Here is a 25,504-nt window from a genome sequence, read left to right on the forward strand (position 1 = left end):
TAAAAAAATGTTTTTTTGCCACGAATTTCACGAATTAGCACGAATTAATTAACGTAAATTAGTGACTCGGGCGACAACAGACGAAATAAATTCGTTTCAAAAAAACTATGAAAATCATTTTATTCTCCAGCAGAAAAATAATAAAGTACCAGATTTCATTTCAATCTGAAATCTAAAATTAAAAATCTAAAATTAAGAATGAGAGTATTTAAATTTGGAGGAGCGTCCGTAAAAGATGCCGAAGGAATTAAGAACGTATATGACGTTTTGCAAAAAGTGGGTTATGAGGATGTGATTCTGGTTGTCTCGGCAATGGGAAAAACAACAAATGCTCTTGAAGTGGTGATTAAAAATTACTTTGATAAGTCGGAGGAATTGAATTCGTCTGTACAAGAAATAAAACAATACCACAATCAAATATTGTCAGGCCTGTTTAATGATGAAAACCACGCTGTTTTTGCAGCGGTAACAGCACAATTTTCGGATCTGGAATATTTCCTGGCACATAATAAATCCCCTAACTATAATTTCGTTTATGATCAGGTGGTAAGTTTCGGGGAATTGATTTCGACTACAATTCTGAGTCATTTTATGAATTTCATGGGCATTAAAACACAATGGCTGGATGTGCGTGAATTCATAAAAACCGATTCCAACTACCGTGATGCTGAAGTAGACTGGGAAGCAACCGAAAAAAATATCAGCAAAAATGTGCCCCGAAAAATATTAAACATCACTCAGGGATTTTTGGGTGCTGACGAAAATAATTTTACCACCACTTTAGGTCGTGAAGGTTCCGATTACACAGCGGGAATTTTTGCTTATTGCCTGAATGCCGAAAGCGTAACGATCTGGAAAGATGTTCCCGGGGTTATGAATGCCGATCCGCGTTATTTCGAAAATGCCAGCCTTCTCAACCAGATTTCGTATCGCGAAGCAATCGAACTGGCCTTTTACGGCGCAACGGTCATTCACCCGAAAACACTGCAGCCTTTACAGAAAAAAGAAATTCCGCTGTATGTAAAATCGTTTATCAATCCTTTGCTAAAAGGAACCTGCGTATCAAAAGGAGTCGATTTAGAACCGCAATACCCTTGTTTTATCGTAAAAAGAAATCAGCTTCTGATTTCGCTTTCGTCTATTGACTTTTCTTTTATCATGGAGGAAAACATCAGCGAAATTTTTGCTCTGTTCCACGAATTCAAAATCAAGGTAAACCTGATTCAGAATTCCGCGATTAGTTTTTCGGTTTGCGTGGAAGATAAATTTGAGAATTTCAATGACCTGAATGCGATCCTCTCCAAGAAATTCAAGGTGGATTACAACGAGAATGTTACTTTATACACGATTCGTCATTTCACAGAACAGGCGGCACAAACTGTCGAAGAAAACAAAGCCGTTTTACTGAAACAGGTAAGCCGTGAAACAATGCAGATTGTGACTAAAGAAATCAATTAATTTTTTCTGCCTTTTACTGTTAATTATCGAATTCAAAAATACCCACAAGACCTCATTTCATAATGAGGTCTTTTTTTTATACTATTCTTGTGTATTACTTTTTAGACCTTTAATGATTGCTTTGAGTACAAGAATTTCTCCTTCACGCATCATTATTATTTTCCCGTAGGCATTAAGCAATGCATTTAGCGTTTTATTTTCCTTTATCAGATCATTGTTTTTGGCAATTGGTTCTTCCTCATCTTTCACCAGTTCTTCAGGTGTCAACTGGAAAAATTCGCAAATTCTATTCATGTAACTCGCCCACGAACAGCTTTCCCCTCTTTCTATACGTGCATAAGCTGATTGGGACATACATAAACCATTTGCTACTTCTTCCTGCGACATATCTTTAGCCTGACGCAGCTTTTTTAGCTTATTTCCTACTATCCTATTCATATAACCAGAATTTTCGGCGGTAAACATAGGAAATATTTTACATTAAACCGAAAATCGGTATCAAATAACCGAAAATCGACTAATATCCATACTAAATTACGCGTAAGTTTGTTGCCTTGTTGGTCGTGCAAAAAGTGGTGTAATCGTAAAATGATTTTCCCTGAATAGATTATGAGGCTTAGCAGTATAAAAAATTCGTTTTTACAGATAACTATATTGTTTAATATTCAGAATGTTTTTTTAATGAAGAATGTTTTCTATGGAAGAAATAGTTGCTCAGTTCATGAGCTGAGAATATGTCCCGGCACTTATTTGGCCTATTATTAGTCTGTTATTGCGATGGTAAATGAAATATCCCAATAAAATTCCTTAATTCCCTCACTCTATTTATGAAAAAACCTTTGTTCAAGTATTTAATACTTTCTATTCTCTCGATTGTAATTGCAGAAATTTTCAAGAAAGTGATCCATTTTGACAATTCACTTTGCAATTCACTTTCTGAACAGCTCACCTCAAAACAAATTGAAAATTTCATCGGCTTTCAAAAAAAATGGCACTGGATATATTATATGTTTATTCCGGTCATTCTCCTAATTAAGACTCTGTTAATTGCTGCTTTACTTTATACTGGCCTGACTATCTCTGATAGGGATTTAAAGTTTTATCGTCTTTGGGACGCTGTCATAAAAGCGGAATTTATATTTTTACTCGTTCCTGTTTTCAAAATTATCTGGTTTTATTTTTTCCAAACCAGTTACTCCTTAAAAGACATTCGGAATTTCTATCCGTTATCAGCACTAAACATTACCGGATACGCTTAACTGCAACGGTGGTCTATTTATCCTTTTCAAATTTTAAACTTATTTGAATTAAGCTACGTCATTTATTTAGGTTATCAGGTGGGTCAGTTAACAAACACTAATACCGCTAAGGGTTTAAAAATCGTAGGTTATAGTTATGTTCACCTATTAGTGCTTTGGGTGGTTACGATAATGTTCTTTACAAGAAATTATTCATAGACCGAATTATTAAAAAAACAGAAGGAAACCGTAAGATTTACTATAGAGTCCGTTTTATAGTAATTAGTGAACCATAGAATACTAAAATCAGATTTCATTCCAAATTAAAGCCTTTTTTGTTTTAGCAAACTGCCCTTTCATTTTACCACTATTAAATACTACTTTTGACTTTTTGCAGTTAAAGTCTTTATGTTGAAAAAATTACTTTTTTTGATGGTATTTGTTTTTTATTCCGGGCTTCAGGCGCAGGAAAGCAATTCACTGTACAAAACAAAAAAGATAGCGGTTTCAAAAGACACGATTCAACTGGAAAAATTCAGTATCAATTCAGGTTTTTTCCAACTTTTAAATTCAAAAAACGAACCGGTTGATTCTACTTTTTATAAGGTTGATTTCGCTAAGGGGAGTTTAATTTTAAAGGAAAATTTTACTTCAGGCATCGATACCTTAATTGTAAATTATCTAAACTATCCCGATTTTTTAACCAAAGAATACAGCTTATACAATGAAAGTCAGGTCGTGAGCAATGATGTGACGACCGATAAATTGTATAAAATCGAGAATTCCACCAAAAAAGCCATTCCGTTTGACGGGCTGAATACCTCGGGAAGCATCACTCGTGGCGTTACCGTCGGAAACAATCAGAACACGGTTTTAAACTCCAATTTAGATTTACAGATTACCGGAAAAATATCCGACAAAGTAAGTTTAAGAGCCTCTCTTCAGGACAGCAATATTCCGTTACAGGATGGCGGATATTCTCAAAAACTGGATCAGTTCGATAATATTTTTATGGAACTTTTCAGCGATGACTGGAACATCCGGGCTGGTGATGTCTTTTTGGAAAACAGGAAAACACAGTTTTTAAGCTTCAATAAAAAAGTTCAGGGAATCGCGGCAAGCTTTGATTTTGATACCGAAAAAAGCAAAACCAACATTTTTGCATCGGTTGCCTTTGTGAAAGGCCAATATGCCAAAAGCACTTTTGTCGGACAGGAAGGCAATCAGGGCCCCTATAAATTAAAAGGGGAAAATGCGGAGTTGTACGTCCTGGTCATTTCGGGTTCGGAACGTGTTTATGTAAATGGCGTTTTGCTGAAACGCGGTGAAAACAACGATTATGTAATTGATTATAATGCGGGCGAAATTGTTTTTACATCACTTTTTACCATTACTTCAGAAATGCGTATTACTATTGAATACCAGTATTCCGACCGAAATTACAACCGTTTAGTGACTTATGCCGGAGCAACACACGAAAATAAAAACTGGAGTTTTGGAGGTTATTTATATTCCGAAAGTGATTTGAAAAACCAGCCCTTACAGCAAAACCTTTCTACAGCACAAGTTCAGATTCTGGCTCAGGCCGGAGATGACCAGAATCTCATGACGGCTCCTTCTGCCTATGAAGATGCCTATTCGGACAATAAAATTTTATACAAAAAAATTATTCTGAACGGTCTTGACGTTTATGAATATTCGAATAATTCAACTGATGTTTTATACAATGTAAAATTCAGCCTTGTCGGAAATAATCTTGGTAATTATGTCATTCAGAACAACAATTCGGTGGAGCGTATCTACGAATATGTTCCTCCCGTAAATGGTATTTTACAGGGAAATTATGAACCGATTGTAAAGCTGACTGCACCGATGAAAATTCAGGTGGCTACGTTTTTAGGAAAATACAATCCGGATGAAAAAACGCGTGTTGATTTTGAAATTGCAGTGAGCAATAACGACAAAAACCTGTTTTCAAATAGTGATGATTCGAATAACGAAGGTGTTGCTGTCAAAACAAATATCAAAAAACGTCTTTTCACCAGAGACTGGACATTGGATGCTTTTGCCAATTATCAGTTTGTGCAGGAAGACTTCACATCTGTAGAGCGTTTGTATACTATTGAATTTAATCGGGACTGGAATTTAAATTCGGCACTTTTAGGGAATCAGAGTTTATTGGTTACGGGATTGAATTTTGATTTATTCCCTAAAAAAGAAACCACTAATACAGGTTTGCTTACGTATCAATTCGAAAAATTAGATTTTACCGAGAGTTATTCCGGGGCGCGCCATACGGCTAATGCTTTCTTTAAACTGAACCAGTGGACGATTGAAAACCGCGGAAGTTTCCTGAATTCTGATGCTACAAATTCAAATTCCAAATTCATTAGAAACCTGACCAAAACAAAATACCATTTTGGAAAAAACTGGGTTGGCGGAAGTGTCCAGATCGAAGACAATCAGGAAAAAGACAAAGTCACCCATCAGTTTTCGGCCTTAAGCCAGCGGTTTTCAGAATACGGTGTTTTTGTCGGGCGGGGCGACAGTACAAAGGTTTTTGTAGAACTGGGCTATTTACAACGCCGCAATGACAGTTTACAAAATGGTCTTTTACAGCATGTTAATGATTCGAAAATGTATGTTTTGAAATCGAAATTAATCCAGAACAAAAAAACAGATTTAGCGGTTTATGCGAGCTACAGGACTTTAGCTTTTACGGATCCAACCCAAAAAAGTGAACCTTCGCTTAACTCCAGGATTCTGTATAATGACCGTTTCTTCAATCAGTTTATGCAAATCGGAACGACTTATGAAACCAGTTCGGGAACTATTGCGCAACAGGAATTTACCTATGTAGAAGTTCCTGCCGGACAGGGAATATACACCTGGAATGATTATAACGGCAACGGAATCCAGGAACTGGAAGAGTTTGAAATTGCCCCTTTTCCGGATCAGGCTAAGTTTATACGCATCTTTTTACCGAATCAGGTTTACATCAAAACCAATCAGAATAAGTTCTCGCAATCGGTAACCCTTAATCCGCTGCAATGGCAAAACGAGACGGGTTTCAAAAAGCTGGTTTCGTATTTTTACAACCAGACTTCGTTTATTATGGACCGAAAGGTAAAAAACGACGGAGGTCATTTTGAACTGAATCCGTTTAATTCTTCTGATGAAAATATGCTGGGCTTAAATTCAAGTTTCAGAAACAGCCTGTATTACAATCGTGGCAAACAAAACCATTCGGTGACCTATTCTTATCTGATCAATAAGGGGAAAAATTTACTTTCAATTGGTTCACAGGAGGTGAAAAACAATTCCCATCAATTGCAATACACGCATCTGTATCAAAAAAGCTGGTTGTTCAATTGTTTCACCAAGACAATCAAAACCACCTTAGTTTCTGAAGATTTTACAGAAAAAAATTATGATCTGGAAGGCTATCAGATTGCGCCGAAAATCAGCTATTTGTTTTCAAAAAACACCAGTCTGGATTTCTTTTATGAGTTGCAAAACAAAAAGAATCAGACCGGAAACTTAGAAACTTTAGATCAAAACCGAATCGGAACTTCTTTTTCATATGCCGGTGAAAAAAAAGTCACCATAAGCGGTGAGTTCTCTTTTTATGAAAATAAATTTACCGGAAATGAATTTTCATCTGTGGGTTTTCAAATGCTGGAAGGGCTTCAGGCAGGGCAGAATTTAGTCTGGAAACTTCTGCTGCAGAAAAATATCACGCAGTTTTTAGATATCAATTTAAACTATCAGGGACGTAAAAGCGAAACCGGAAATACCATCCATACCGGTAACATTCAGCTTCGCGCTTATTTTTAATGCTTTACGAAAAACATTACCATAAATTGATTAATTTTAAATGAAATTCTAACACCTTTAACTTATGAAAAAATTAGTATTATTCTGCTTCATGTTAGTGCTGTCCGGTAATTTTTATGCTCAGGAAACCACAAAAACAACTAAAGCAAAAAGTGAGACAGCTGCCAAAAAGAAAAAAGCAGCAGCTGATAAGGAAGTAGCAGATGCCAAAAAAGAAACAGCCAAAGCTAAAAAAGCAACTGCAGACCAGGCTTCGGCAGATGCCAAGAAAGAAGCTGCAAAAGCAAAAAAGGCTGCAGACAAAGCGACCGATGCCTCAGCAAAAGCTAAAAGCGAAGCTACAAATGCCAAAAAAGCGGCAAAAGAGGAAAGCACAAAAGCTGACGTAAAAAAGACAGAAGCTAAAACAGATGCCAAAGCCAGGGCAGTAAAAAAAGATGCTACGGCAACTAAAAAAACAGCGGCTAAAACATTAAAGGAAACCAACGAAAAAGCTCCAAAAGTTGCCGATAAGGTTACCGGAGAATACAATGGCAAAAAAGTGTACACAGGACCAAGAGGCGGTAAATATTATATTAACGCCAATGGTAACAAAACGTATATTCAGGATTAAAATATAATGTACTTCTAAAGAAAAAGGAACTATTTAATTAGTTCCTTTTTTTGTTTCAGCATGCTTTAAAAGCAGATTAGCAGTTAACATACAAATAACCTTGCCCTATAAAATCTGATTTTATTCAGCTCTTTTAACTGAAAAATGAGGCTTCAACTGAATTATAGAGTTAATAATTTAGTAATACGTCCGAAATAGCATAAAAAACATATTTCTTTATCTTCGTTTCAAAAAGCGTTACACTATGAGCATTGAATATTCTGCGAACAAAACTATTTTAGTAGCTCCATTAAACTGGGGTTTAGGACATGCGACAAGATGTATCCCTATCATAAAAGCGCTTCAGGAAAATAAATATATACCCATAATAGCTTCTGACGGAGTTGCACTGGCACTATTACGTAAAGAATTCCCCTATATAGAGACCCTGGAATTACCTTCTTACCATATCGAATATGCTAAAAATGGTAAAAACTTCAAATGGAAACTGATCAAAAACCTGCCTAAAATGATTACGGCGATTTTAGATGAGAAAAAAATGGTGAAGTCTTTAATTAAAAAACACGGAATTGACGGCATTATCTCAGACAACAGGCTGGGCGTTTTCAGCAGAAAGATTCCATCTGTATTTATGACGCATCAACTCAATGTGATGACCGGAAATACCACCTGGTTTACCAGTAAATGCCATCAGCATATTATAAAAAAATATACGGAATGCTGGGTTCCGGACACTAATGACGCCGTAAATCTAACGGGTGACCTCGGACATCTTAAAACAGATGAATTAAATTTAAAGTATATTGGCCCTTTAAGCAGAATGCGCAAAAAAGACACGCCTAAAGTGTACGACCTGATGGTCATTCTTTCAGGACCGGAACCTCAGCGCACTTATTTAGATGAAAAGCTTCAGGAGGAAGTGAAACGTTTTGAGGGAAAAGTGGTTTTTGTAAAAGGTGTGGTGGAAAAAACCCAGACAAAACAGGAAATCGGAAACGTGACCTATTACAATTTCATGAACTCCAAACAACTGGAACAGACTTTTAACGAAAGTGAACTGGTGCTGTGCCGTTCCGGATATACAACTGTCATGGATCTGGCGAAATTGGGCAAAAAAGCTTTTTTCATTCCAACTCCGGGGCAATATGAGCAGGAATATCTGGCCATAAAACTACAGGATGAAAACTTAGTGCCTTATGCAACGCAAAACGACTTTACCATTGAAGATCTTTCAAAAGTAAAATCGTTTAAAGGTTTTGCTCAATTTAAAAATAACATCGACTGGGATTCGTTATTTTCTATATTTGAAGATAAAGTCTAGAAGTTAAACTGCGCCTGCAATCTTAGTAAATTCCCTTGCTGTCTGTTGACCGGAAGGGCACTGTCTACAAAGCTTCTGTCGGCAATAACATATTCAGCTGTAAGCTCAAAGGCTTTTAGCGGCTGCCATTCTACTCCAAATTCGTAATCTCTGACGACGTAACTTCTGGCATCTTTTTCATATTTTTTCCCACCGTCGTAATACTGGAATTTCGCAAAAGGATACAAAAGCTGTTTTTTCAGGTCCCATTTGTAATTCAATAAAACATATCCTCCATTCAAATCTGTTACATCAACGGTTTTTGTTACGGTATTATAACGTGGTCCGGTTCCGATATTGTATTCCGTTTGAATTCCGAAAGGTTTTGGATATAAGACAAAGGTCGCTCCTACCCGCTGATCTTTTATATATTGTGGGTCATTAACGGTGACTCCTGAAGAAATTTCTCCCGTGAATGCCCATTTTCCAGTATAGGCCTGAATGCCCGGTTCAATAATCTGATCACCAATTACAAATGGATAGGTAACTCTTGCTACAACATTCAGATCCCTGTTTCCGTCTATTTTATTTGCAATCTGTCCATTATAAACTCCTAAGGCAAAAACACCAAAATCGCCCGAACCTTTATAACCGTCTTTTACCAGCATTTCAAAACGCTTTCTGATTTCGGCGGGGGCCCAGTAAAAGAACATTCCTAAATCACGTTCATTTGCTATTGAACTGTTTATACCATCGGCCCGGTCTAAAGTTAAACGCTGCGAGCTTGACTGCATGTTTTCGAATCCGTAAGGAATTTTACTTTGCCCGACACGAAGGCGGTATTCTTTTTTCTTGTCGAAAGAAAGGTCAAAGTATAAATCCCTGATCTGAACAAAATTCTGAATTCCGGTGCTTGGTGAACTTGCAAAATCGGGCTGAAAATAGAAAAACACATTCGGGTGAACCTGTCCTGAAAATACCAGTCGGGCACGTCTGATAAAAAGTCCGTTATTTGCTTTTGCCTGCGGATCTGTAGATGTTGTTCCCCATGATTTATCGCATTGATCGCAGGAAACCTTATCATTGGTAGAAAACAAACCATTGTATCGTATTTGGGCATAACCCCGAAGAGAGATTCTGTCGTACCAATGTTCTTCGCCGCTAACACCGGATTTTGTATCGGGAAGTTTTGCTTTATTTATAGAATCCAGAAGACGAATCACTTCTTTTTTTACATCCTCCTTCTTTAAATCCTGTGCATTTGCTACCGAAGCAATCAGCAATAAAACTGCAATTATTTTTCTTTTTATCATCTTTTCTCTAATGCACTAAAATTCAAGATGCAAAGATGTACCACCAATGTTAAGAAATCATTAACAGGATGTTACCATAATAAGAAGATTTGTTTCGAAATTGTTAGGTAATTATAACGAAGCTTTACAGGTCAGGCTATATAAGGGTTTCTCAAAACAAACATTACAATAACTTAACTTCAGCTTTCTGTGTTTTAAGCGCTTTTTCGAGTGTAAAAGAGAATTCAGAACCAATTCCGAACTCACTTTCCACATATACTTTCTCTTTGTGGGCTTCAATAATATGTTTTACAATTGCCAGTCCAAGTCCGGAACCGCCTTCAGAACGGGTTCCACTTTTATCGACTCTGTAAAAACGTTCAAAAAGCCTTGGAATATTTTGCTTTTCAACTCCTTCCCCATTATCGCTGATACGAATCAACACTTTTTTCTTCGTCAAATTGACCACGCCCACTTCTGTTAATCCTCCGTCTTTACCGTATTTGATAGAGTTTACAATCAGGTTTTCAAGTACCTGCTGAATTCGGTCCTGGTCTCCACGAACGATAAGTGATTTAATATTTTTACTTTCAAAAGCCAGTTTGATTTTCTTTTTATCGGCTTTCATTTCTAATAAATCGAAAACATTTTCAATCAGTTCCACAATATCAAAATCCGTCATGAGTAAATCCAGATCACCCGATTCGAGTTTGGTAATCATATCGAGATCTTCAACAATATAGATCAGCCGCTCTACTCCCTTTTCGGCACGTTTCAGGTATTTTTTACGGATGTTTTTATCGTCCATGGCACCATCTAGCAAAGTCGAAACATAGCCCTGAACCGTAAACAAAGGTGTTTTTAGTTCGTGCGAAACATTTCCGAGAAACTCTCTTCGGTATTGTTCCCTGATTTCCAGCATTTCAATTTCGAGTTTTTTATCGGTGGCAAACTTTTTCACTTCACGGGAAAGCGTTTCCATGTCTGTCGTTATGGGCTGATTGATCAGTGTAGTTGATTCTAATAAGGAAACCTCATCGTATATTTTTTTAACTCTTCTGTATATAAAGCGTTCTACACGGTATTGTAAAACCAAAAACGAGAAAATATATACGGAGATAATAAAGATTAATGCAAATGCAATTTGATGTTTGAGTTGATTTTTATAAAATAAAGACATCAGCATCATTACAAAACCAGTTGTAAAAAGACTGATATATAATGCTGACTTTATAGCAAATTTGTATGTTTTTTTAAAATTAATTTTCATTGATAGTATTTAATCATTACGGGACTTTAGACAAATTAAACTTAACTTAAAAACCACATAAGAAATTGAAGTTCATATAAATTTCTACGAACTTCAACTCCTTATATGGTTTAAATTTATGGAATGTTTTTAAAATAATTTGAATCCTTTTAAATCTTAACTAAAATTCCAAATTACAGTAAGAGCCTTAGCAACCTGTTATCTCAGAACCTCAGTTTCTTAAAAAAATTTAAACTTCAAATTTATAACCAACACCTTTTATGGTTTTAAAAAGATCTTCTCCGATCTTTTCGCGTAACTTTCTGATATGCACATCGATTGTTCTTCCGCCAACAACTACTTCGTTACCCCAGACTTTATCAAGAATCTCATCTCTTTTAAAAACTTTTCCTGGTTTTGAGGCTAACAGGTAAAACAATTCGAATTCTTTTCTTGGTAATGCAATCTCTACATTCCCCTTGATAATTTTATATTCTTCACGGTTAATTTCGATTCCGCCCACATTTAAGGTATCACTAACCACTTCTTGTTCTTTTAACCTTCTTAACAAAGCCTTTACTTTGCTTACCAATAATTTTGGTTTTATTGGTTTGGTGATGTAATCATCTGCACCTGCATCAAAACCAGCAACTTGAGAATAATCTTCGCTTCTTGCCGTTAAAAATGTTATGATTACATTATTTAATTCTGGTATTTTTCTGATATGTTCGCAGGCTTCCATTCCGTCCATTTCAGCCATCATCACATCCATAATAATTAAGTCCGGTAATTCTTTCTGGGCTTTTGCGATAGCGTCTTTTCCATTTGAGGCCGTTACAATCTGATAGCCTTCCTGAGCAAGGTTATAGCCAACGATTTCAAGAATATCCGGTTCATCATCAACTAATAAGATCTTGGTTTGTGTTTTTTTCATAAAGTAGCAAAAATTGAGTTTTCTCATCAGATTTATTCCTGAAAATCCGATGGTTTTTAATTGCGATGGTAAATATAATAATAAATCAACAGTCAAAAATCCCTGTTAACGGTAATTTAATCTGGTAACAATTTGATAATCTACAGCACACAAAAACATAACAAGTGCGTAACATGAACTTTACAGGGCGGTTCTTTCTTTGCAAAAAAATAAATTAAACACAACTCAAATGAAATTCAATCTTAAATTTCTATTAATCACATTATTTATCTGCACGATTTCGGTCGCTCAGAACAAAGGTACGATTTCTGGTGTATTAACCGACAAGGAATCTAACAATCAGGCATTACCATTTGCAAATGTCTTAATTAAAGGAACAAACATTAGCGCAAACACTGACATTGACGGTAAATATACCTTAAATGTAAATCCGGGAAGTTACACTATAATTTTCAGCTTTGTAGGTTATGAATCAGTTGAAAAACCGGTAACCGTTAAAGCAAATGAAACTATTACTGTAGATCAGGTACTTTCTTCAGGTGGCTATACTCTTAAAGACGTTGTTGTAAAATCAACAGCTAACAGAGAAAAAGAAACAGCGTTATTACTAGATCAAAAAAATGCTGTTGTTATCAAACAAAGTATTGGCGCACAGGAAATGTCAAGAAAGGGTGTAAGTGACGTAGAAGAAGGTTTAACAAAAATTACGGGAATCACAAAAGTAGGATCAAGAGGCTTATTTGTTCGTGGTCTTGAAGATCGTTACAACAATTTGTTAATTAATGATCTTGCAGCGCCAACAAATAATCCATTTAAAAAAATAATTCCACTTGATTTATTTTCAACTGATATTGTTGGTGTAATTGAAGTTTACAAAACTTTTAATCCAAATATTTACGGGGATTTTGCAGGAGGAACGTTTAATATTCAAACCTCAAGAGGTTCAAAAAGCGTTACTAAAATAAATATTGGCGCAGGATACACAATAAATAATAATTTAAAAAGATTTTTAATTTCTAAGGATGCTGATAACACTAAAGGCTTTTTTGGATTAACAGATAAAGACAGAGAACTTCCAGGCCTATTAGGAGATACACCGTCAAGTCGTACGTTAACTCCAGATGAATCATTAGCTTCTTTTAAAAGCGGATTTGATGTTGCTGAAACCAAAAGTCCACTAAATACAAGTTTCAGTTTTTTACATTCAGAAAAATTTAATCTTGAAAAAGAAAGATCATTATCTTATTTACTTTCAATAAGTTTTGATAATAACTACTCTTTTAGAAATGGTGCTGAAAGAACTTTTACTAATAACCCATCCGGTTTTACTTACCGAAATAATTTTGATAACACCGAGTACAGATATAAAACGTCTTTATCATCTCTTTTAGGTTTGAACTATACGACTCAAAAGTGGAAACTTTCATTTAACACCCTTTACATCAGAACTACTGAAAATTTAATTAAGGATCAGTATGGAGTTGCAGATTCAAATTCAAGCAATAACGAAGTATTAATCAGAACAAATCAGTTAGATGTTTCCGACTACCTAAACAATCAGCTATCTGCAGAATACGCCTTAAGTGAAGACAAAAGTCAAACATTAAAAGCGGCTGCTTCATTTGCCGTTACAAAATACTCACAACCTGACAGAAAATTCTTTTCGGGAACTAAAACCGGAGATAATGATCTTGTAGTTTCTATTGCAGGAAATAACTTCATCAAACAATATCTTGATATTACTGGTAATTCATATTTTTCAGGATTAGGAGAATATATGCTAAAATTTGGAAAAGATGAAAAAAATAACATTTTCACAGCAGGATATAATGGAAATATGTCAGATATGGAATCGTCGTATCGTTTTGTAAGTCCGATAAATAACAGCGCACCTAACAGTATTACAGTTCCAACAAATTCCTTGGATACTCAGTTTAATAGTTACTTGGCTTCAAACGCGGTTAGTTTCAGAGAAAGTTCAAACGCAACTTACCAGGCTAAATTAAGTGAGTCTTCAAATGCCGGTTATGCTAATTTACTTTACAAGTTTGGAACAAAATGGGAAGTAGCAGGAGGAGTCCGTTTAGAAAGCACAATGAGAGAAACAAAATACAGAACACAAGGTTCGTTTTCAGACCCATTTAAAGTTTTAAAATATGACAACTTGTATGTTTTACCATCTTTAAATATAAAATACGGTTTACAAGAAAATTCAAATATTCGTTTTGCTGCTGGAAAAACCTATACAAGGCCTGTAATTATGGAATCTTATCCTATAGAATATATCAATGCTGATGGTACTTCTACAAAAGGTAATCCATTTTTAACAAATAGTGACAACTACAATATTGATTTAAAATATGAATTATTCCCAACTGCAAAGGAAATATTTGTAGTAGGTTTATTTGGAAAGAAAATCGATCAGCCTATCGAAAGAACTTTTATTTCGAACGCTGCAAATTCAACAATTACTACTTATTTAAATTCGGACAATGCCGTTTTATATGGTGCAGAAATTGAACTGATCTTTGATTTTGAAAGAATCAATAAAAGTTTATCTGATTTCTCCTTTGGATTTAATACTTCATTAATGCATACAAAAGTAGATGTAAAACCAACTACTACAGACAGTGAAGGAAACATCACTACCTCTATTGAAACTTTTAAATCAAGAGAATTACAGGGAGCATCAAAATGGTTGATTAACTCAGATTTGAAATATCAATTTAATTTAAGTGAAAAATGGAGTAATACTGTTTCTGCTGTTTATTCTGTATTTGGAAAAAGAATTTATGCAGTAGGCACAGGAGGTTTAGATCATATTTATGAGTTACCTGTAAGTCAATTGGACTTCGTATGGAGCAACAAATTATCTGATCATTGGGATCTAAAATTTAGTGCTGAAAACTTACTCGATCCTGTACGCAAATACGAACAAGGGAACAACGGTACTTCTCAGATTATTGAATCTTCATCAATAACGAATAGTTATAAGAGAGGAAGAGCGTTTTCGCTAAATCTTGGCTACACCTTCTAACTCAATTAAAAAACAAGAATACAAAGCCTCATTTATTGAGGCTTTTTTTTAGTCTACAGCCAGTTCCTCTTAACATTCTCTTGACATTAAAGTTGTTTTTTCGTAACTGTAATGTAATACTGAGATAACACTTTACAAGGATTTGCATGCTAATTTTGACAAAAATAAAATTCAAACAATACAACACAAAAATTATGAAAACTAAATTTCTTGCTTTAGCACTTGTTGCAGGCTTCTTTTTCAATTCATGCTCAAGTAGTGACGATCCAACTCCGGTTACTCCACCAGCAACAGGTGAAATCAGCGGTACTATCACTGCAAACAAAACTTTCGCTTTCGGAACTTACACTCTTAAAGGTATTGTTAAAATTGCAGCCGGAGTAACTGTTACTTTCGACGCTGGATCTACAATTACAGCTAACAAAACTACCGGAGACAACGCATTAGTTGTTTTAAACGGAGGAAAATTAAATATTAATGGTACTGCTGAAAAACCAGTGGTATTTACAGAAGCATCTTCAACTCCAGGTTCTTGGGGAGGTATTATAATGTACGGTGATGCACCTATAAAAGCTGTTGGTGGGGTTACAACTTCAACTTCAGAAGACGGAAACGCTTTACCTTACGGAGGAACAAATGCGACTCATAATGGAGGAACACTAAGTTATGTAAGAGTAGAATACGCTGGAGCTAAATTAGCTGACGGTACTAAAGAAAATAATGCGTTTACTTTTTATTCCGTGGGTTCTGGAACGACTCTAGATCACTTAGTAGCTTACAAAGGTGCTGATGACGGATTCGAATTTTTCGGAGGAACTGTAAGCATGACAAATGCCATTTCTTACGGTAATTATGATGATGCTTTTGACTGGCAAGATGGATGGCAAGGTCAAGGTAATTCAAACTGGTATGCTTACCAAACAGTAAAAGGTAACTACGGTATGGAAATAGAAGCTTCAAACGTAAACAATGCTTTTTTTCCAAAAATTGCTAACATCACATTAAAAAGAGAAGCTGGAACTACTCCTGAAGTTGCTGGAGCAATTGAAATAGATGCTTTCCAATTCAAAAGAGAAGCAAATGGTGAATACAATAACATTATCATCGATGGTTATGGTACTTACACAGAAGCCGGAACAACTTACAAAGGTGCTGCTGTAAAAATTCAAGATGCAACTACTAATACTAATCAAGTGCTTACATCTAAAATAAAAATTACAAATGCCAAAATTACAAATACTGCAGAAGTAAATCCTATTGGAGCAACAAGTGCAATCGTAGTTGCTTTCCCTACTGGAACGTTTACCCAAAGTGCAACTGCTACCGGAGCTTCATTGACTACTGGTGCATGGGCTAATGTTGGAGGTGTAAACTTAATCAAATAAGAATATCACAAAGATAATTGTTAAAAACATCCTAAATTTTTAGGATGTTTTTTTTTGGCGTCATTTTTGTAATTTTTTTTGTATATTTACTTATCTAAAAATATGCGATGGCGAAAAACTACTTTTATATTATAATCTTACTGGCTTTTTTCTTTACCGTAAGTGCTTCTGCACAAGACAGTAAACAAACGTCAAAACCTCAGGATGGAAATACTATAGAGGGGCTGAGCCTGTATCCTAACCCGGTCTTAAATGGTAAAATATACATCTCCACTAAGAACGATTTAGAGAAGGAAATTATTGTGTTTGACCTTTTAGGCAAAAAAGTGATTCAGACCCACCTGACTTCAAAAGAATTAAATGTCGCAGATTTAGCTCCCGGCGTTTACATTATAAAAATCAGCGAAGAAAATGCTACCGCAACGCGAAAGCTCATTATTCGATAAAACATTAAAAAAGGCTCCAATATTCATTGGAGCCTTTTTTAATAGTACGCAGTCGCAGTTTTGAGTTTTCAGTAACTATGCAGATTAAGACTGAAAACTGAGACTGAAAACTGCAGACTTTTTACAATTATCCCTACCTTTGCACAAAAAAAGTTTTGATTACAGCCAGCGATATATTTACCATTTCAGGTCAGAAACAATTTGAAAAAACAGCACTAAAAGTGTTTCGTTTTCAGCATGAGAACAACAAAGTATATCGTGATTTTTGTGATTTCTTAAAAGTAAATCCGCAACAGGTAAAATCAATACAGCAAATTCCTTTTCTGCCTATTCAGTTTTTCAAAAGCCATAATGTGGTTTCTAATACCGATCCTGCCCAGGTCACTTTTACCAGCAGCGGAACTACAGGCATGATCACCAGTAAACATTTAGTAACCGATGTTTCTTTATATGAAGAAAGCTACCGAAAAGGATTCTCCGAATTTTATGGCAATATTGAAGATTACGTTGTTTTAGCCCTTTTGCCGTCTTATCTCGAACGGGAAGGCTCTTCGTTAATCTACATGGTCGAAGACCTCATCAAACTTTCCAATCAGCCTGAAAGCGGGTTTTATTTACACAACCACGAAGAACTGATCCAAAAGCTTATTGAATTAGACCAGGAAGGCCAAAATACAATCCTGATTGGCGTTACTTATGCTTTATTGGATTTAATTGAAAAACATCAGTTTGAGCTTCAGCATACGATTATTATGGAAACCGGAGGAATGAAAGGCAAACGTAAAGAAATGATTCGCGAAGAACTTCACGAACAGCTTTGCAAAGGCTTCGGGGTGCACGCCATTCACTCTGAATACGGAATGACAGAACTTTTAGGACAGGCTTATTCTTTAGGAGAAGGTGTTTTTGAATGTCCTTCCTGGATGACAATTCTGGTCCGGGATCCGGAAGATGCCCTCACTTACGTAAAAGACGGAAAAACCGGCGGAATCAACGTCATTGATTTGGCCAATATCAATTCGTGTTCTTTTATCGCTACACAGGACTTAGGCAAAAAGAATCCCAACAATTCTTTCGAAGTATTGGGACGTTTTGATAATTCGGATATTCGAGGGTGTAATTTGATGGTTTTGTAATAGTTTAATCGTTGATTTGTTTCGGTGGTTAACCGGAAAGCTTCCAAAAAAGATTTGTTTTTAATTTTCATCAGCTGCAACACCAATACTTTCTATTTCGTCCTGATTCAAAAGCTCTTTTTCTTTTTTATTTTTATTTTCCAGATATTTATAAATAAAATAGCATCCTAATCCTCCCAGTATTGCACAAATAAAATCCAAACCTGAGTTATAATTACTATCATCATCTAAGGACTCCACTCCATAAACAATTGCAAGCCCGAAAACATAAATTAGAGCCGCCAAAAAATTAACGCCAAAATACGAACCTAATCCAATGAAAAAATATTTCCATTTGTTTTTATTGTATGCAATAGCCAGATTGCTGAATGCTTTCCAAATCCAATACAGAAATAATATTCCAATCATTTTTTTTAGTTTAAGGGGATAAACTTAGTAAATAAAAAACTTATTCAGTTCTAATCAAAAAAAAAAAAATCCCAACCCTCTTTCGAAGTATTGGGACGTTTTGATAATTCTGATATTCGATGGTGTAACTCGATGGTTTTGTAGAAGTTTAATCGTTGATTGTTTCATTGGTTAACCAAACGCGTTAGAAATAAAAGAATTTCTTTTAAATTTCATCACTTATAATACCAATATACTCTATTTCATTTTTGTTTAATAATTCTTTTTCCTTTCTGGCTTTATGCGCCAGAAATACATAACATCCATAACATCCTGAAGCCCCGGACAAAAGATAAAACAAATTCCATTCAGCGCTTCCAAAATCCGGATCGGCTATACCGACAAAACCTTTAGCCAGCAACATTAAACCCACAACAATAGAAACTGATACTACCACAGCTGCATAATATGATCCTAAACCCAAAAAGAAATATTTCCATTTACTTTTACGGTACTCAATGGCTAAATTGCTAAATGCCTTCCAAACCCAATACATACAAAAAATTCCCAGCATCTTTTTTTTAATTTAGGCAAAAAAAGTTTAATCGTTGATTTGTTTAATCGTTAATTTCGAATAATCGATTAAACAGTTAACCAAATCAACGATTAACCAACTATACAATTCTCAGCACAAAATAATTTTTCTTTCCGCTTTGCAGCAACACAAACTGATTGTTGATTAAATCATTTCCCGTTAACACAAAATCTTCTTTGATTTTCTCTCTGTTTACCGAAATTGAATTGGCCATCAACGCACGTCTTGCTTCTCCGTTTGATTTAAAGAAACCCGTTTTTTCATTTAAAACCGTGATGATATCCAATCCGTTTTCTAAATCTGCTTTTTCAATTTCAGCTTGTGGAACTCCGTCAAAAACTTCTAAAAAAGTCGCTTCATCCAATTGCTTTAAATCGTCTGCCGTTGAGTTTCCGAATAAAATATTTGATGCCTGAATCGCTTTTTCCAATTCATCTTTACTGTGAACGAAGATTGTAATTTCTTCTGCTAATCTTTTTTGTAAAACTCTCAAATGAGGAGCGGCTTTATGTTCTTCAATCAAAGTGTCAATTTCTCCTTTATCAAGGAAAGTAAAAATCTTAATATATTTTTCGGCATCTACATCTGTAGCATTTACCCAAAACTGGTAAAATTTATATACCGAAGTTTTATCAGCATCCAGCCAAACGTTTCCGCCTTCAGATTTCCCGAATTTAGATCCGTCTGCTTTTGTAATCAAAGGAGTGGTCAGCGCAAAAGCTTTTGAGTTTTCGCCTCCCATTCTGCGGACTAATTCTGTACCAGTGGTAATATTTCCCCATTGATCAGAACCACCCATTTGCAAAATACAATTGTTGTTTTTATATAAATGGTAAAAATCGTATCCCTGAATTAACTGATAGGTAAATTCGGTAAAGGACATTCCTTCTCCTTCTCCGCTCAGTCTCTTTTTTACAGAATCTTTCGCCATCATGTAATTCACGGTAATACGTTTTCCAACTTCACGCGCAAAATCAATAAACGAAAACTCTTTCATCCAATCGTAGTTATTCACCATTACCGGAGCATTTTTATCGGTCGAATTAAAGTCCAGGAAACGAGATAAAACACTTTTTATTCCCGCTACATTTTTAGCCAGGGTTTCTTCGTTTAATAAATTTCTTTCATCTGATTTTCCAGACGGATCACCAATCATTCCCGTTGCACCTCCAACCAAAGCGATCGGCTGGTGACCAAAATTCTTTAAATGAACCAGTAAAATAATCTGAACCATGCTTCCAATATGAAGTGAATCTGCTGTTGGATCAAAACCAATATACGCTGTTGTTACTTCTTTCAGTAATTGTTCTTCCGTTCCAGGCATACTGTCGTGATATAACCCGCGCCATTTTAATTCTTCAACTAGATTTTTCATTTTTTAAAATAATTTGTGCAAATATAATTAATTCCACAGTAGTGGTATCATATAAATTTTATATGGCGTCAAGATTTTGCGTTACAGCTATATTTGAGAAATAAACCGGTAATTCAGGAATAAACCCACTGGTTTCAGAACTTAAATCCATGTATTTAAAGTTCTGGCATCAGCCTGTAAAAGTTTTAAAAAATTTCCTGAAGAAGCAGTAGGTTATTCTGTTTCGTTAACTACTTTTGGCCAAAAAACAAAACCCTTTATGAAAAAAATTTTACTTCTTACTTTATTCTTTTATTACACTATTTCCAATGCACAAATATCATTTGAAAAAGGGTATTTCATTTCAAATAGCGGAAAAAGAACAGAATGCTATATCAAAAATTTAGACTGGAAAGACAATCCGACAAATTTCAAATACAAGACAGAACTTACTGATTCAGAGCCTGCAACAGAAAACATTGCCACGATACAGGAATTCGGAATTGACAATGAAAGCACCTACAAAAGATTCAAGATAAAAATAGACCGTTCAAGCGATGACCTCAAAAAAATATCGATGAATAGAAATCCGGACTGGAGAGAAGAAACCATCTTCTTAAAAGTACTCGTAGCCGGTGATGCCACTTTGTACGGGTATACGGAAGGCAATACGAACCGATATTTTTATGAGACCAAAACAATTCCGACAGAACAACTGATTTATGTCAAATTTATTCAGGCAGATAAAAATGAAGGCGCAGAAAGAATAAGTGAAAACAACGAGTACAAACAACAGCTTTTTAGAAATGTTAAATCTGAAGGAACCACCGAAAAAGAAATCCTAAATCTTAAATATAAAAAGGATGACCTGACAGAATATTTTTCTAAGTTCAACAATATCACTCCTGCTTCAGGCGAAGAGAGCGGTAAGAGAACGACTAAAAGCCAATTTTATATCAAAATAACACCAGGAGTTAGCATCGTTTCCGCTTCAATGAAAAATACTGCTGCTTCCCAATTTACTGTTGACCTCGACAAAAAGGTAATTTTCAGAATTGGTGCTGAAGCTGAATACATACTTCCTTATAACAAAAACAAATGGAGTGTTTTTGTCAATCCTGCCTATCAAAAATACGAGGATGAAAAAGATTATAGTGTTTACAGCGGATTTATATCAAATCCACAAACTCCTTATCATGTAAAAATAAGCCATAGTGCCATACAACTACCAATAGGTGTAAGACATTATATGTTTTTGAATCAAAATTCTAAAATCTTTATCAATGCTGCCTATTCATTGGACGTAAGCAGTAAGACAGATATCGTTTACACAAATAAGGCTGATAACAGTACCCTGAAATTCGATGGTAATCCGGGAAAAAACCTGGCATTTGGAGTAGGTTATAATTTCAAAAATAAATTCTCAGCCGAGATGAGATTTAATACAAAAAACGAATTGGTCAACTATGTCTATCATTCTGCAAAATACAGTTCAATAGATTTTATTTTTGGCTATACTATTTTTTAGTAAAAGATTCACCTGTTTAAACTTTAAAGCAACGAAAGTAAATTAACCATTTATTTTCGTTGCTTTCTTTTTATCTGGCGGGTAAATCTGCAATGATAAAAATCAATAACCAATTGATTTATCAAAAATACTATCTTTACAAAATGGTATTAGTTACAGGAGGAACAGGTTTGGTCGGCTCGCATTTATTACTTCATTTAATTGAAAATGGAGAAACTGTCAGGGCTATTTACAGAAAACCAAACAACATTCAGAAAACCAGATTAGTTTTCGAATTGTATAAAAAAGAAGATTTATTTGCGAAAATCGAATGGGTAGAAGCGGATATCCTCGATGTTCCGTCTTTAGAAATTGCATTTGCCGGAATTGAATATGTTTACCATTGTGCAGCCTTCATTTCTCTTGATCCCAAGGACGAAGACAAATTGAGAAAAACCAACATTGAAGGAACGGCCAATATGGTTAATTTTTCTATCGCAAAACAAGTAAAAAAATTCTGTTTTGTGAGTTCTATTGCTGCTTTAGGCGACTTAGCTCCCCATGAAACAGTGATTACAGAAGAAACCGAATGGAATCCTGAAAAACCACATAGTGACTATGCTATTTCTAAATATGGCGCGGAAATGGAAGTCTGGAGAGGCTTACAGGAAGGCTTAGATGTAATTATTATAAATCCGGGGGTGATTTTAGGTCCAATTCCGAATACAAAAAGCTGCGAACAGGGAAGCGCTGAATTTTATGTAAAAGTAGCCAACGGACTTTCTTTTTATACACTTGGGAGTACTGGATTTATTACGGTAATCGATGTCATTAAAACTGCTTTTGAATTAATGAAAAGTGATATCAAAAACGAACGGTTTACACTTATTGCCGAAAATATAGTTTTTCGCGATATCCTGAACACAATTGCCGATACGCTGAAAGTAAAAAGACCACACATTCACGCTAAACCTTTTTTATTGAATCTTGCCTGGATTGCCGATGGAATTTTTTCGACTTTGTTCTTTCAGAAAAGAAGAATTACCAAAGCCACGGCAAAAGCTTCTTATTCTAAAAGTTTGTATTCTAATGAAAAAATAAAAACCGCTCTGGGAACGGTTTTTCTGGATGTACATCAGTATGTCAGGGACATTTCAAAATTATAAGATTATTTCTGAATTGCCTTTTTCATTTGCATCGTCCTTCTGATAGAGTCAACATTGACCTTCACCAATTTTGTTTTATCTGCTTTAGGAGCTTTGGCTGCTTTTTTCTCATCAATTTTAGCTAATGAATCGGCCGCTCTCTGATTTTTTCCCAACCGTTTGGCTATTTCGTCAAACATATCTTTATAGTCATCATAATCAGCAGCATAATAAATATTGCTTTGTGCAAACTGCAGACTGTCGACTTTATATTTCTGCCACACAAATCTCTTCTGACTGGTATCGCTTGAATCTAAGGATAATGGATTTTGATATTTTATAGCTTCAAGAAGAGACAGATCATACATAATATCAATCATCTTTTCTCTCTCAATAAGTCCCTTGGGTTGTTTTACCAACTCCTTTTTACAACTTACGGAAAGAAACAAAACCAATACGATCACTACAAAATTCTTCATCTGTCTTTTTTTATCTGTCGAACAATAATCTTTTTCCGTTACGGATATCTTTTACTTTAAAGTTATTGTAAACCAGTTCCCCATTTACAAAAGTATGCGTGATTCTGGACCTGAAAGCAAAGCCTTCAAATGGAGACCATCCGCATTTTGATAAAATATTATCCGGATTAACACTCCATGGCAAGCTTGGGTTTACAATAACCAAATCTGCAAAATAGCCCTCTTTTATAAAACCTCTTTTTTCTATTTTGAAAATCCTGGCCGGATTATGGCACATTTTTTCCACGATTTTTTCCACTGAGATTTTTCCCTGATGATGCGCTTCAAACATCGCTACAACAGCATGCTGAACCAGTGGGCCGCCAGATGGTGCTTTCAGGTACGATTGTTTCTTTTCTTCTTTTGTATGTGGCGCGTGATCGGTAGCAATGACATCAATACGGCCATCATTCAAAGCTTCCCAAAGCGCTTTTCTGTCGCTTGCCGTTTTTACGGCTGGGTTCCATTTAATGAAATTTCCTTTCGTTTTGTAATCTTCATCGGTAAACCAAAGATGATGCACACAAACCTCAGCGGTAATCTTTTTATCTTCCAGTGGAATTTTATTGGTAAACAATTCCATTTCCTTCGCTGTGGAAAGATGAAAAATATGCAGTCGGGCACCTGTTTTTTTAGCCAGCGCCACTGCTTTGGAAGAGGAAATATAACACGCTTCCGCACTTCTGATCAGATGATGTGCCGTTACAGGAACATCTTCGCCATATTGCTCTTTAAACAGAGCCAAATTATTCTGGATAGTCGTTTCGTCTTCGCAATGTACTGCGATTAACATTGGCGTACTTGAAAATATTCTTTCTAAAGTCGCCTCGTTATCTACCAGCATATTTCCGGTTGAGGAACCCAAAAAGATTTTGATTCCGGCAACATTCTTTGGATTTGTTTTTAAAACTTCCTCAAGATTATCATTGGTTGCCCCCATCATAAACGAATAATTCGCAAATGATTTTACGGCTGCAATCTGGTATTTATCTTCTAAGATTTCCTGCGTAACCGCATTGGGTACCGTATTAGGCTGCTCGATAAAAGAAGTGATTCCTCCGGCAACAGCCGCCCTGGATTCTGATTCAATATCTCCTTTATGGGTTAAGCCCGGTTCCCTGAAATGCACCTGATCATCAATAGCACCCGGAATTAAGTAATTCCCTTCGGCATCAATAACTTTACAGTCGGATGTTTTTAAGCTGATACTATCTGAAATTTCAACAATTAAGTCATTTTCAATCAATACATCGCCTTCAAAAATCGAACCTTCGTTTACAATTTTAGCGTTCTTTATTAAAATTCTGTTCATCACCGTAGCTTTTATAATGTATTGAATAATTTTTTCAGTCGAAGTGATATTACACCCAGGATCGCTTCCTTAATAATAGCATTACTCATTTTCGAAACGCCTTTGGTGCGGTCTGTAAAAATAATCGGCACTTCTGAAATTGCAAATTTACCACAGTACGTCCTGTATTTCATTTCAATCTGAAAAGCATAGCCTACAAATTTAATTTTATTAAGGTTAATCTTTTCCAGTACTTCCCTTTTATAACAGACAAAACCGGCTGTAGCATCATGAATTTTCATTCCGGTAATGAATTTCACATAAACCGAAGCAAAATAAGACATCAAAACGCGGCTTAGTGGCCAGTTCACCACATTTACACCGGTTACATAACGCGATCCGATCGCTAAATCGGCACCTCCGAAATGGCAGGCATCGAACAATTTTTCTAGATCATTTGGATTATGGGAAAAATCGGCGTCCATTTCAAAAATGAAATCGTATTTTCTTTCTAAAGCCCATTTAAAACCATGAACATAAGCAGTTCCCAGACCGGATTTTTTAGCTCTTACCTCCAGGAACAATCTTCCCGGAAATTCTTCCTGCAACGCAACTACCTTACTAGCAGTGTGATCCGGGGAATTATCATCGATTATTAAAAGATGAAAAGGTTTATGTTGAGAAAGTACGGCTCTGACTATACTTTCTATGTTTTCTATTTCGTTATAAGTGGGAATTATGACAATACAATCATTCATTTTTCTGGGTAAATTTCACCGCAA

The 25,504-nt window shown here is 35.5% G+C and carries 21 protein-coding genes; 11 read left to right on the forward strand and 10 right to left on the reverse strand.

Annotated elements, in window-relative coordinates; translation table 11 throughout:
* The first annotated feature begins 198 nt into the window (after nt 1-198).
* Nucleotides 199-1,458 (forward strand): aspartate kinase, encoded by a 1,260-nt coding sequence (locus D0817_RS21845; RefSeq protein WP_127340474.1) that lies wholly within the window; start codon nt 199-201, stop codon nt 1,456-1,458.
* A gap of 81 nt (nt 1,459-1,539) precedes the next feature.
* Here the strand turns inward: D0817_RS21845 and D0817_RS21850 are convergent, their stop codons facing one another.
* Nucleotides 1,540-1,896, reverse strand: a complete 357-nt coding sequence (locus D0817_RS21850; protein WP_161568455.1) for a helix-turn-helix domain-containing protein — start codon at nt 1,894-1,896, stop codon at nt 1,540-1,542.
* Between the two features lie 389 nt (nt 1,897-2,285).
* Between D0817_RS21850 and D0817_RS25600 the strand changes: the two genes are divergently transcribed.
* The 4 genes from D0817_RS25600 (at nt 2,286) to D0817_RS21865 (ending at nt 8,467) form a co-directional block, all read left to right on the forward strand.
* Entirely contained in the window at nt 2,286-2,717 is a 432-nt protein-coding gene (locus D0817_RS25600) for a hypothetical protein (protein WP_153188217.1), read from the forward strand.
* 387 nt (nt 2,718-3,104) lie between these two features.
* Nucleotides 3,105-6,533: a DUF8818 domain-containing protein gene (locus D0817_RS21855; RefSeq protein ID WP_127340476.1), complete on the forward strand. Its 3,429-nt coding sequence runs from the start codon at nt 3,105-3,107 to the stop codon at nt 6,531-6,533.
* A 64-nt stretch (nt 6,534-6,597) separates the two neighbouring features.
* Nucleotides 6,598-7,146 carry a hypothetical protein gene (locus D0817_RS21860; RefSeq protein WP_127340477.1) on the forward strand — a complete coding sequence of 183 codons (549 nt, stop codon included), beginning with the start codon at nt 6,598-6,600 and terminating at the stop codon, nt 7,144-7,146.
* Between the two features lie 244 nt (nt 7,147-7,390).
* Nucleotides 7,391-8,467 (forward strand): glycosyltransferase, encoded by a 1,077-nt coding sequence (locus D0817_RS21865; protein WP_127340478.1) that lies wholly within the window; start codon nt 7,391-7,393, stop codon nt 8,465-8,467.
* Here the strand turns inward: D0817_RS21865 and D0817_RS21870 are convergent.
* The 3 genes from D0817_RS21870 to D0817_RS21880 all read right to left on the reverse strand — a co-directional run bounded on the left by D0817_RS21870 (nt 8,464) and on the right by D0817_RS21880 (nt 11,921).
* Nucleotides 8,464-9,759, reverse strand: coding sequence for a porin (locus D0817_RS21870; protein ID WP_127340479.1), 1,296 nt, complete (start codon nt 9,757-9,759; stop codon nt 8,464-8,466). The genes D0817_RS21865 and D0817_RS21870 overlap by 4 nt on opposite strands.
* A 163-nt stretch (nt 9,760-9,922) precedes the next feature.
* A complete protein-coding gene (locus D0817_RS21875) occupies nt 9,923-11,008 on the reverse strand; it encodes a sensor histidine kinase (protein ID WP_127340480.1) in 1,086 nt (361 codons plus the stop codon).
* Nucleotides 11,009-11,237: 229 nt separating this feature from the next.
* The gene (locus D0817_RS21880; RefSeq protein WP_026983516.1) at nt 11,238-11,921 is read right to left on the reverse strand and encodes a response regulator transcription factor; all 684 of its coding nucleotides are present in this window, start codon (nt 11,919-11,921) and stop codon (nt 11,238-11,240) included.
* Nucleotides 11,922-12,150: 229 nt separating this feature from the next.
* Here D0817_RS21880 and D0817_RS21885 point away from each other — a divergent pair, with 229 nt between their 5' ends.
* The 4 genes from D0817_RS21885 to D0817_RS21900 all read left to right on the forward strand — a co-directional run bounded on the left by D0817_RS21885 (nt 12,151) and on the right by D0817_RS21900 (nt 17,925).
* The gene (locus D0817_RS21885; RefSeq protein WP_127340481.1) at nt 12,151-14,958 is read left to right on the forward strand and encodes a TonB-dependent receptor; all 2,808 of its coding nucleotides are present in this window, start codon (nt 12,151-12,153) and stop codon (nt 14,956-14,958) included.
* A 146-nt stretch (nt 14,959-15,104) separates the two neighbouring features.
* Nucleotides 15,105-16,343, forward strand: coding sequence for a beta-helix domain-containing protein (locus D0817_RS21890; RefSeq protein WP_238160926.1), 1,239 nt, complete (start codon nt 15,105-15,107; stop codon nt 16,341-16,343).
* Between the two features lie 107 nt (nt 16,344-16,450).
* Nucleotides 16,451-16,789 carry a T9SS type A sorting domain-containing protein gene (locus D0817_RS21895; protein ID WP_127340482.1) on the forward strand — a complete coding sequence of 113 codons (339 nt, stop codon included), beginning with the start codon at nt 16,451-16,453 and terminating at the stop codon, nt 16,787-16,789.
* Nucleotides 16,790-16,944: 155 nt separating this feature from the next.
* Nucleotides 16,945-17,925 carry a LuxE/PaaK family acyltransferase gene (locus D0817_RS21900; RefSeq protein WP_127340483.1) on the forward strand — a complete coding sequence of 327 codons (981 nt, stop codon included), beginning with the start codon at nt 16,945-16,947 and terminating at the stop codon, nt 17,923-17,925.
* A 60-nt stretch (nt 17,926-17,985) separates the two neighbouring features.
* Here D0817_RS21900 and D0817_RS21905 read toward each other — a convergent pair whose 3' ends face one another.
* The 3 genes from D0817_RS21905 to tyrS form a co-directional block, all read right to left on the reverse strand.
* A complete protein-coding gene (locus D0817_RS21905) occupies nt 17,986-18,333 on the reverse strand; it encodes a hypothetical protein (RefSeq protein ID WP_127340484.1) in 348 nt (115 codons plus the stop codon).
* Between the two features lie 205 nt (nt 18,334-18,538).
* Nucleotides 18,539-18,886: a hypothetical protein gene (locus D0817_RS21910; RefSeq protein WP_127340485.1), complete on the reverse strand. Its 348-nt coding sequence runs from the start codon at nt 18,884-18,886 to the stop codon at nt 18,539-18,541.
* A 100-nt stretch (nt 18,887-18,986) separates the two neighbouring features.
* Nucleotides 18,987-20,282, reverse strand: coding sequence for a tyrosine--tRNA ligase (gene tyrS / locus D0817_RS21915; RefSeq protein WP_127340486.1), 1,296 nt, complete (start codon nt 20,280-20,282; stop codon nt 18,987-18,989).
* Between the two features lie 259 nt (nt 20,283-20,541).
* On the opposite strand from tyrS, the gene D0817_RS21920 reads away from it, so the two are divergent.
* Nucleotides 20,542-21,789, forward strand: coding sequence for a porin family protein (locus D0817_RS21920; RefSeq protein WP_127340487.1), 1,248 nt, complete (start codon nt 20,542-20,544; stop codon nt 21,787-21,789).
* 143 nt (nt 21,790-21,932) lie between these two features.
* Nucleotides 21,933-22,934 carry an NAD-dependent epimerase/dehydratase family protein gene (locus tag D0817_RS21925; protein ID WP_127340488.1) on the forward strand — a complete coding sequence of 334 codons (1,002 nt, stop codon included), beginning with the start codon at nt 21,933-21,935 and terminating at the stop codon, nt 22,932-22,934.
* Between the two features lie 2 nt (nt 22,935-22,936).
* On the opposite strand, the gene D0817_RS21930 is transcribed toward D0817_RS21925, so the two are convergent.
* The 3 genes from D0817_RS21930 to D0817_RS21940 are packed head-to-tail and all read right to left on the reverse strand — an operon-like array spanning nt 22,937 to nt 25,480.
* Nucleotides 22,937-23,392, reverse strand: coding sequence for a DUF4296 domain-containing protein (locus D0817_RS21930; RefSeq protein ID WP_127340489.1), 456 nt, complete (start codon nt 23,390-23,392; stop codon nt 22,937-22,939).
* A gap of 10 nt (nt 23,393-23,402) precedes the next feature.
* Nucleotides 23,403-24,743 (reverse strand): dihydroorotase, encoded by a 1,341-nt coding sequence (locus D0817_RS21935; protein WP_127340490.1) that lies wholly within the window; start codon nt 24,741-24,743, stop codon nt 23,403-23,405.
* Between the two features lie 11 nt (nt 24,744-24,754).
* Nucleotides 24,755-25,480: a polyprenol monophosphomannose synthase gene (locus D0817_RS21940; protein WP_127340491.1), complete on the reverse strand. Its 726-nt coding sequence runs from the start codon at nt 25,478-25,480 to the stop codon at nt 24,755-24,757.
* Between the last annotated feature and the right edge of the window lie 24 nt (nt 25,481-25,504).

Origin of the sequence: Flavobacterium cupreum, assembly GCF_003996965.1 — a bacterium.
GTDB classification, from domain to species: Bacteria; Bacteroidota; Bacteroidia; order Flavobacteriales; family Flavobacteriaceae; genus Flavobacterium; species Flavobacterium cupreum.

Coding starts and splice junctions, on each gene's coding strand:
- D0817_RS21905 (WP_127340484.1), bottom strand. CDS start 18,333: ATGATTGGAATATTATTTCTGTATTGGATTTGGAAAGCATTCAGCAAT.
- D0817_RS25600 (WP_153188217.1), top strand. CDS start 2,286: ATGAAAAAACCTTTGTTCAAGTATTTAATACTTTCTATTCTCTCGATT.
- D0817_RS21860 (WP_127340477.1), top strand. CDS start 6,598: ATGAAAAAATTAGTATTATTCTGCTTCATGTTAGTGCTGTCCGGTAAT.
- D0817_RS21875 (WP_127340480.1), bottom strand. CDS start 11,008: ATGAAAATTAATTTTAAAAAAACATACAAATTTGCTATAAAGTCAGCA.
- D0817_RS21930 (WP_127340489.1), bottom strand. CDS start 23,392: ATGAAGAATTTTGTAGTGATCGTATTGGTTTTGTTTCTTTCCGTAAGT.
- D0817_RS21940 (WP_127340491.1), bottom strand. CDS start 25,480: ATGAATGATTGTATTGTCATAATTCCCACTTATAACGAAATAGAAAAC.
- D0817_RS21845 (WP_127340474.1), top strand. CDS start 199: ATGAGAGTATTTAAATTTGGAGGAGCGTCCGTAAAAGATGCCGAAGGA.
- D0817_RS21895 (WP_127340482.1), top strand. CDS start 16,451: ATGGCGAAAAACTACTTTTATATTATAATCTTACTGGCTTTTTTCTTT.
- D0817_RS21890 (WP_238160926.1), top strand. CDS start 15,105: ATGCTAATTTTGACAAAAATAAAATTCAAACAATACAACACAAAAATT.
- tyrS (WP_127340486.1), bottom strand. CDS start 20,282: ATGAAAAATCTAGTTGAAGAATTAAAATGGCGCGGGTTATATCACGAC.
- D0817_RS21910 (WP_127340485.1), bottom strand. CDS start 18,886: ATGCTGGGAATTTTTTGTATGTATTGGGTTTGGAAGGCATTTAGCAAT.
- D0817_RS21880 (WP_026983516.1), bottom strand. CDS start 11,921: ATGAAAAAAACACAAACCAAGATCTTATTAGTTGATGATGAACCGGAT.
- D0817_RS21935 (WP_127340490.1), bottom strand. CDS start 24,743: ATGAACAGAATTTTAATAAAGAACGCTAAAATTGTAAACGAAGGTTCG.
- D0817_RS21850 (WP_161568455.1), bottom strand. CDS start 1,896: ATGAATAGGATAGTAGGAAATAAGCTAAAAAAGCTGCGTCAGGCTAAA.
- D0817_RS21865 (WP_127340478.1), top strand. CDS start 7,391: ATGAGCATTGAATATTCTGCGAACAAAACTATTTTAGTAGCTCCATTA.
- D0817_RS21925 (WP_127340488.1), top strand. CDS start 21,933: ATGGTATTAGTTACAGGAGGAACAGGTTTGGTCGGCTCGCATTTATTA.
- D0817_RS21870 (WP_127340479.1), bottom strand. CDS start 9,759: ATGATAAAAAGAAAAATAATTGCAGTTTTATTGCTGATTGCTTCGGTA.
- D0817_RS21920 (WP_127340487.1), top strand. CDS start 20,542: ATGAAAAAAATTTTACTTCTTACTTTATTCTTTTATTACACTATTTCC.
- D0817_RS21855 (WP_127340476.1), top strand. CDS start 3,105: ATGTTGAAAAAATTACTTTTTTTGATGGTATTTGTTTTTTATTCCGGG.
- D0817_RS21885 (WP_127340481.1), top strand. CDS start 12,151: ATGAAATTCAATCTTAAATTTCTATTAATCACATTATTTATCTGCACG.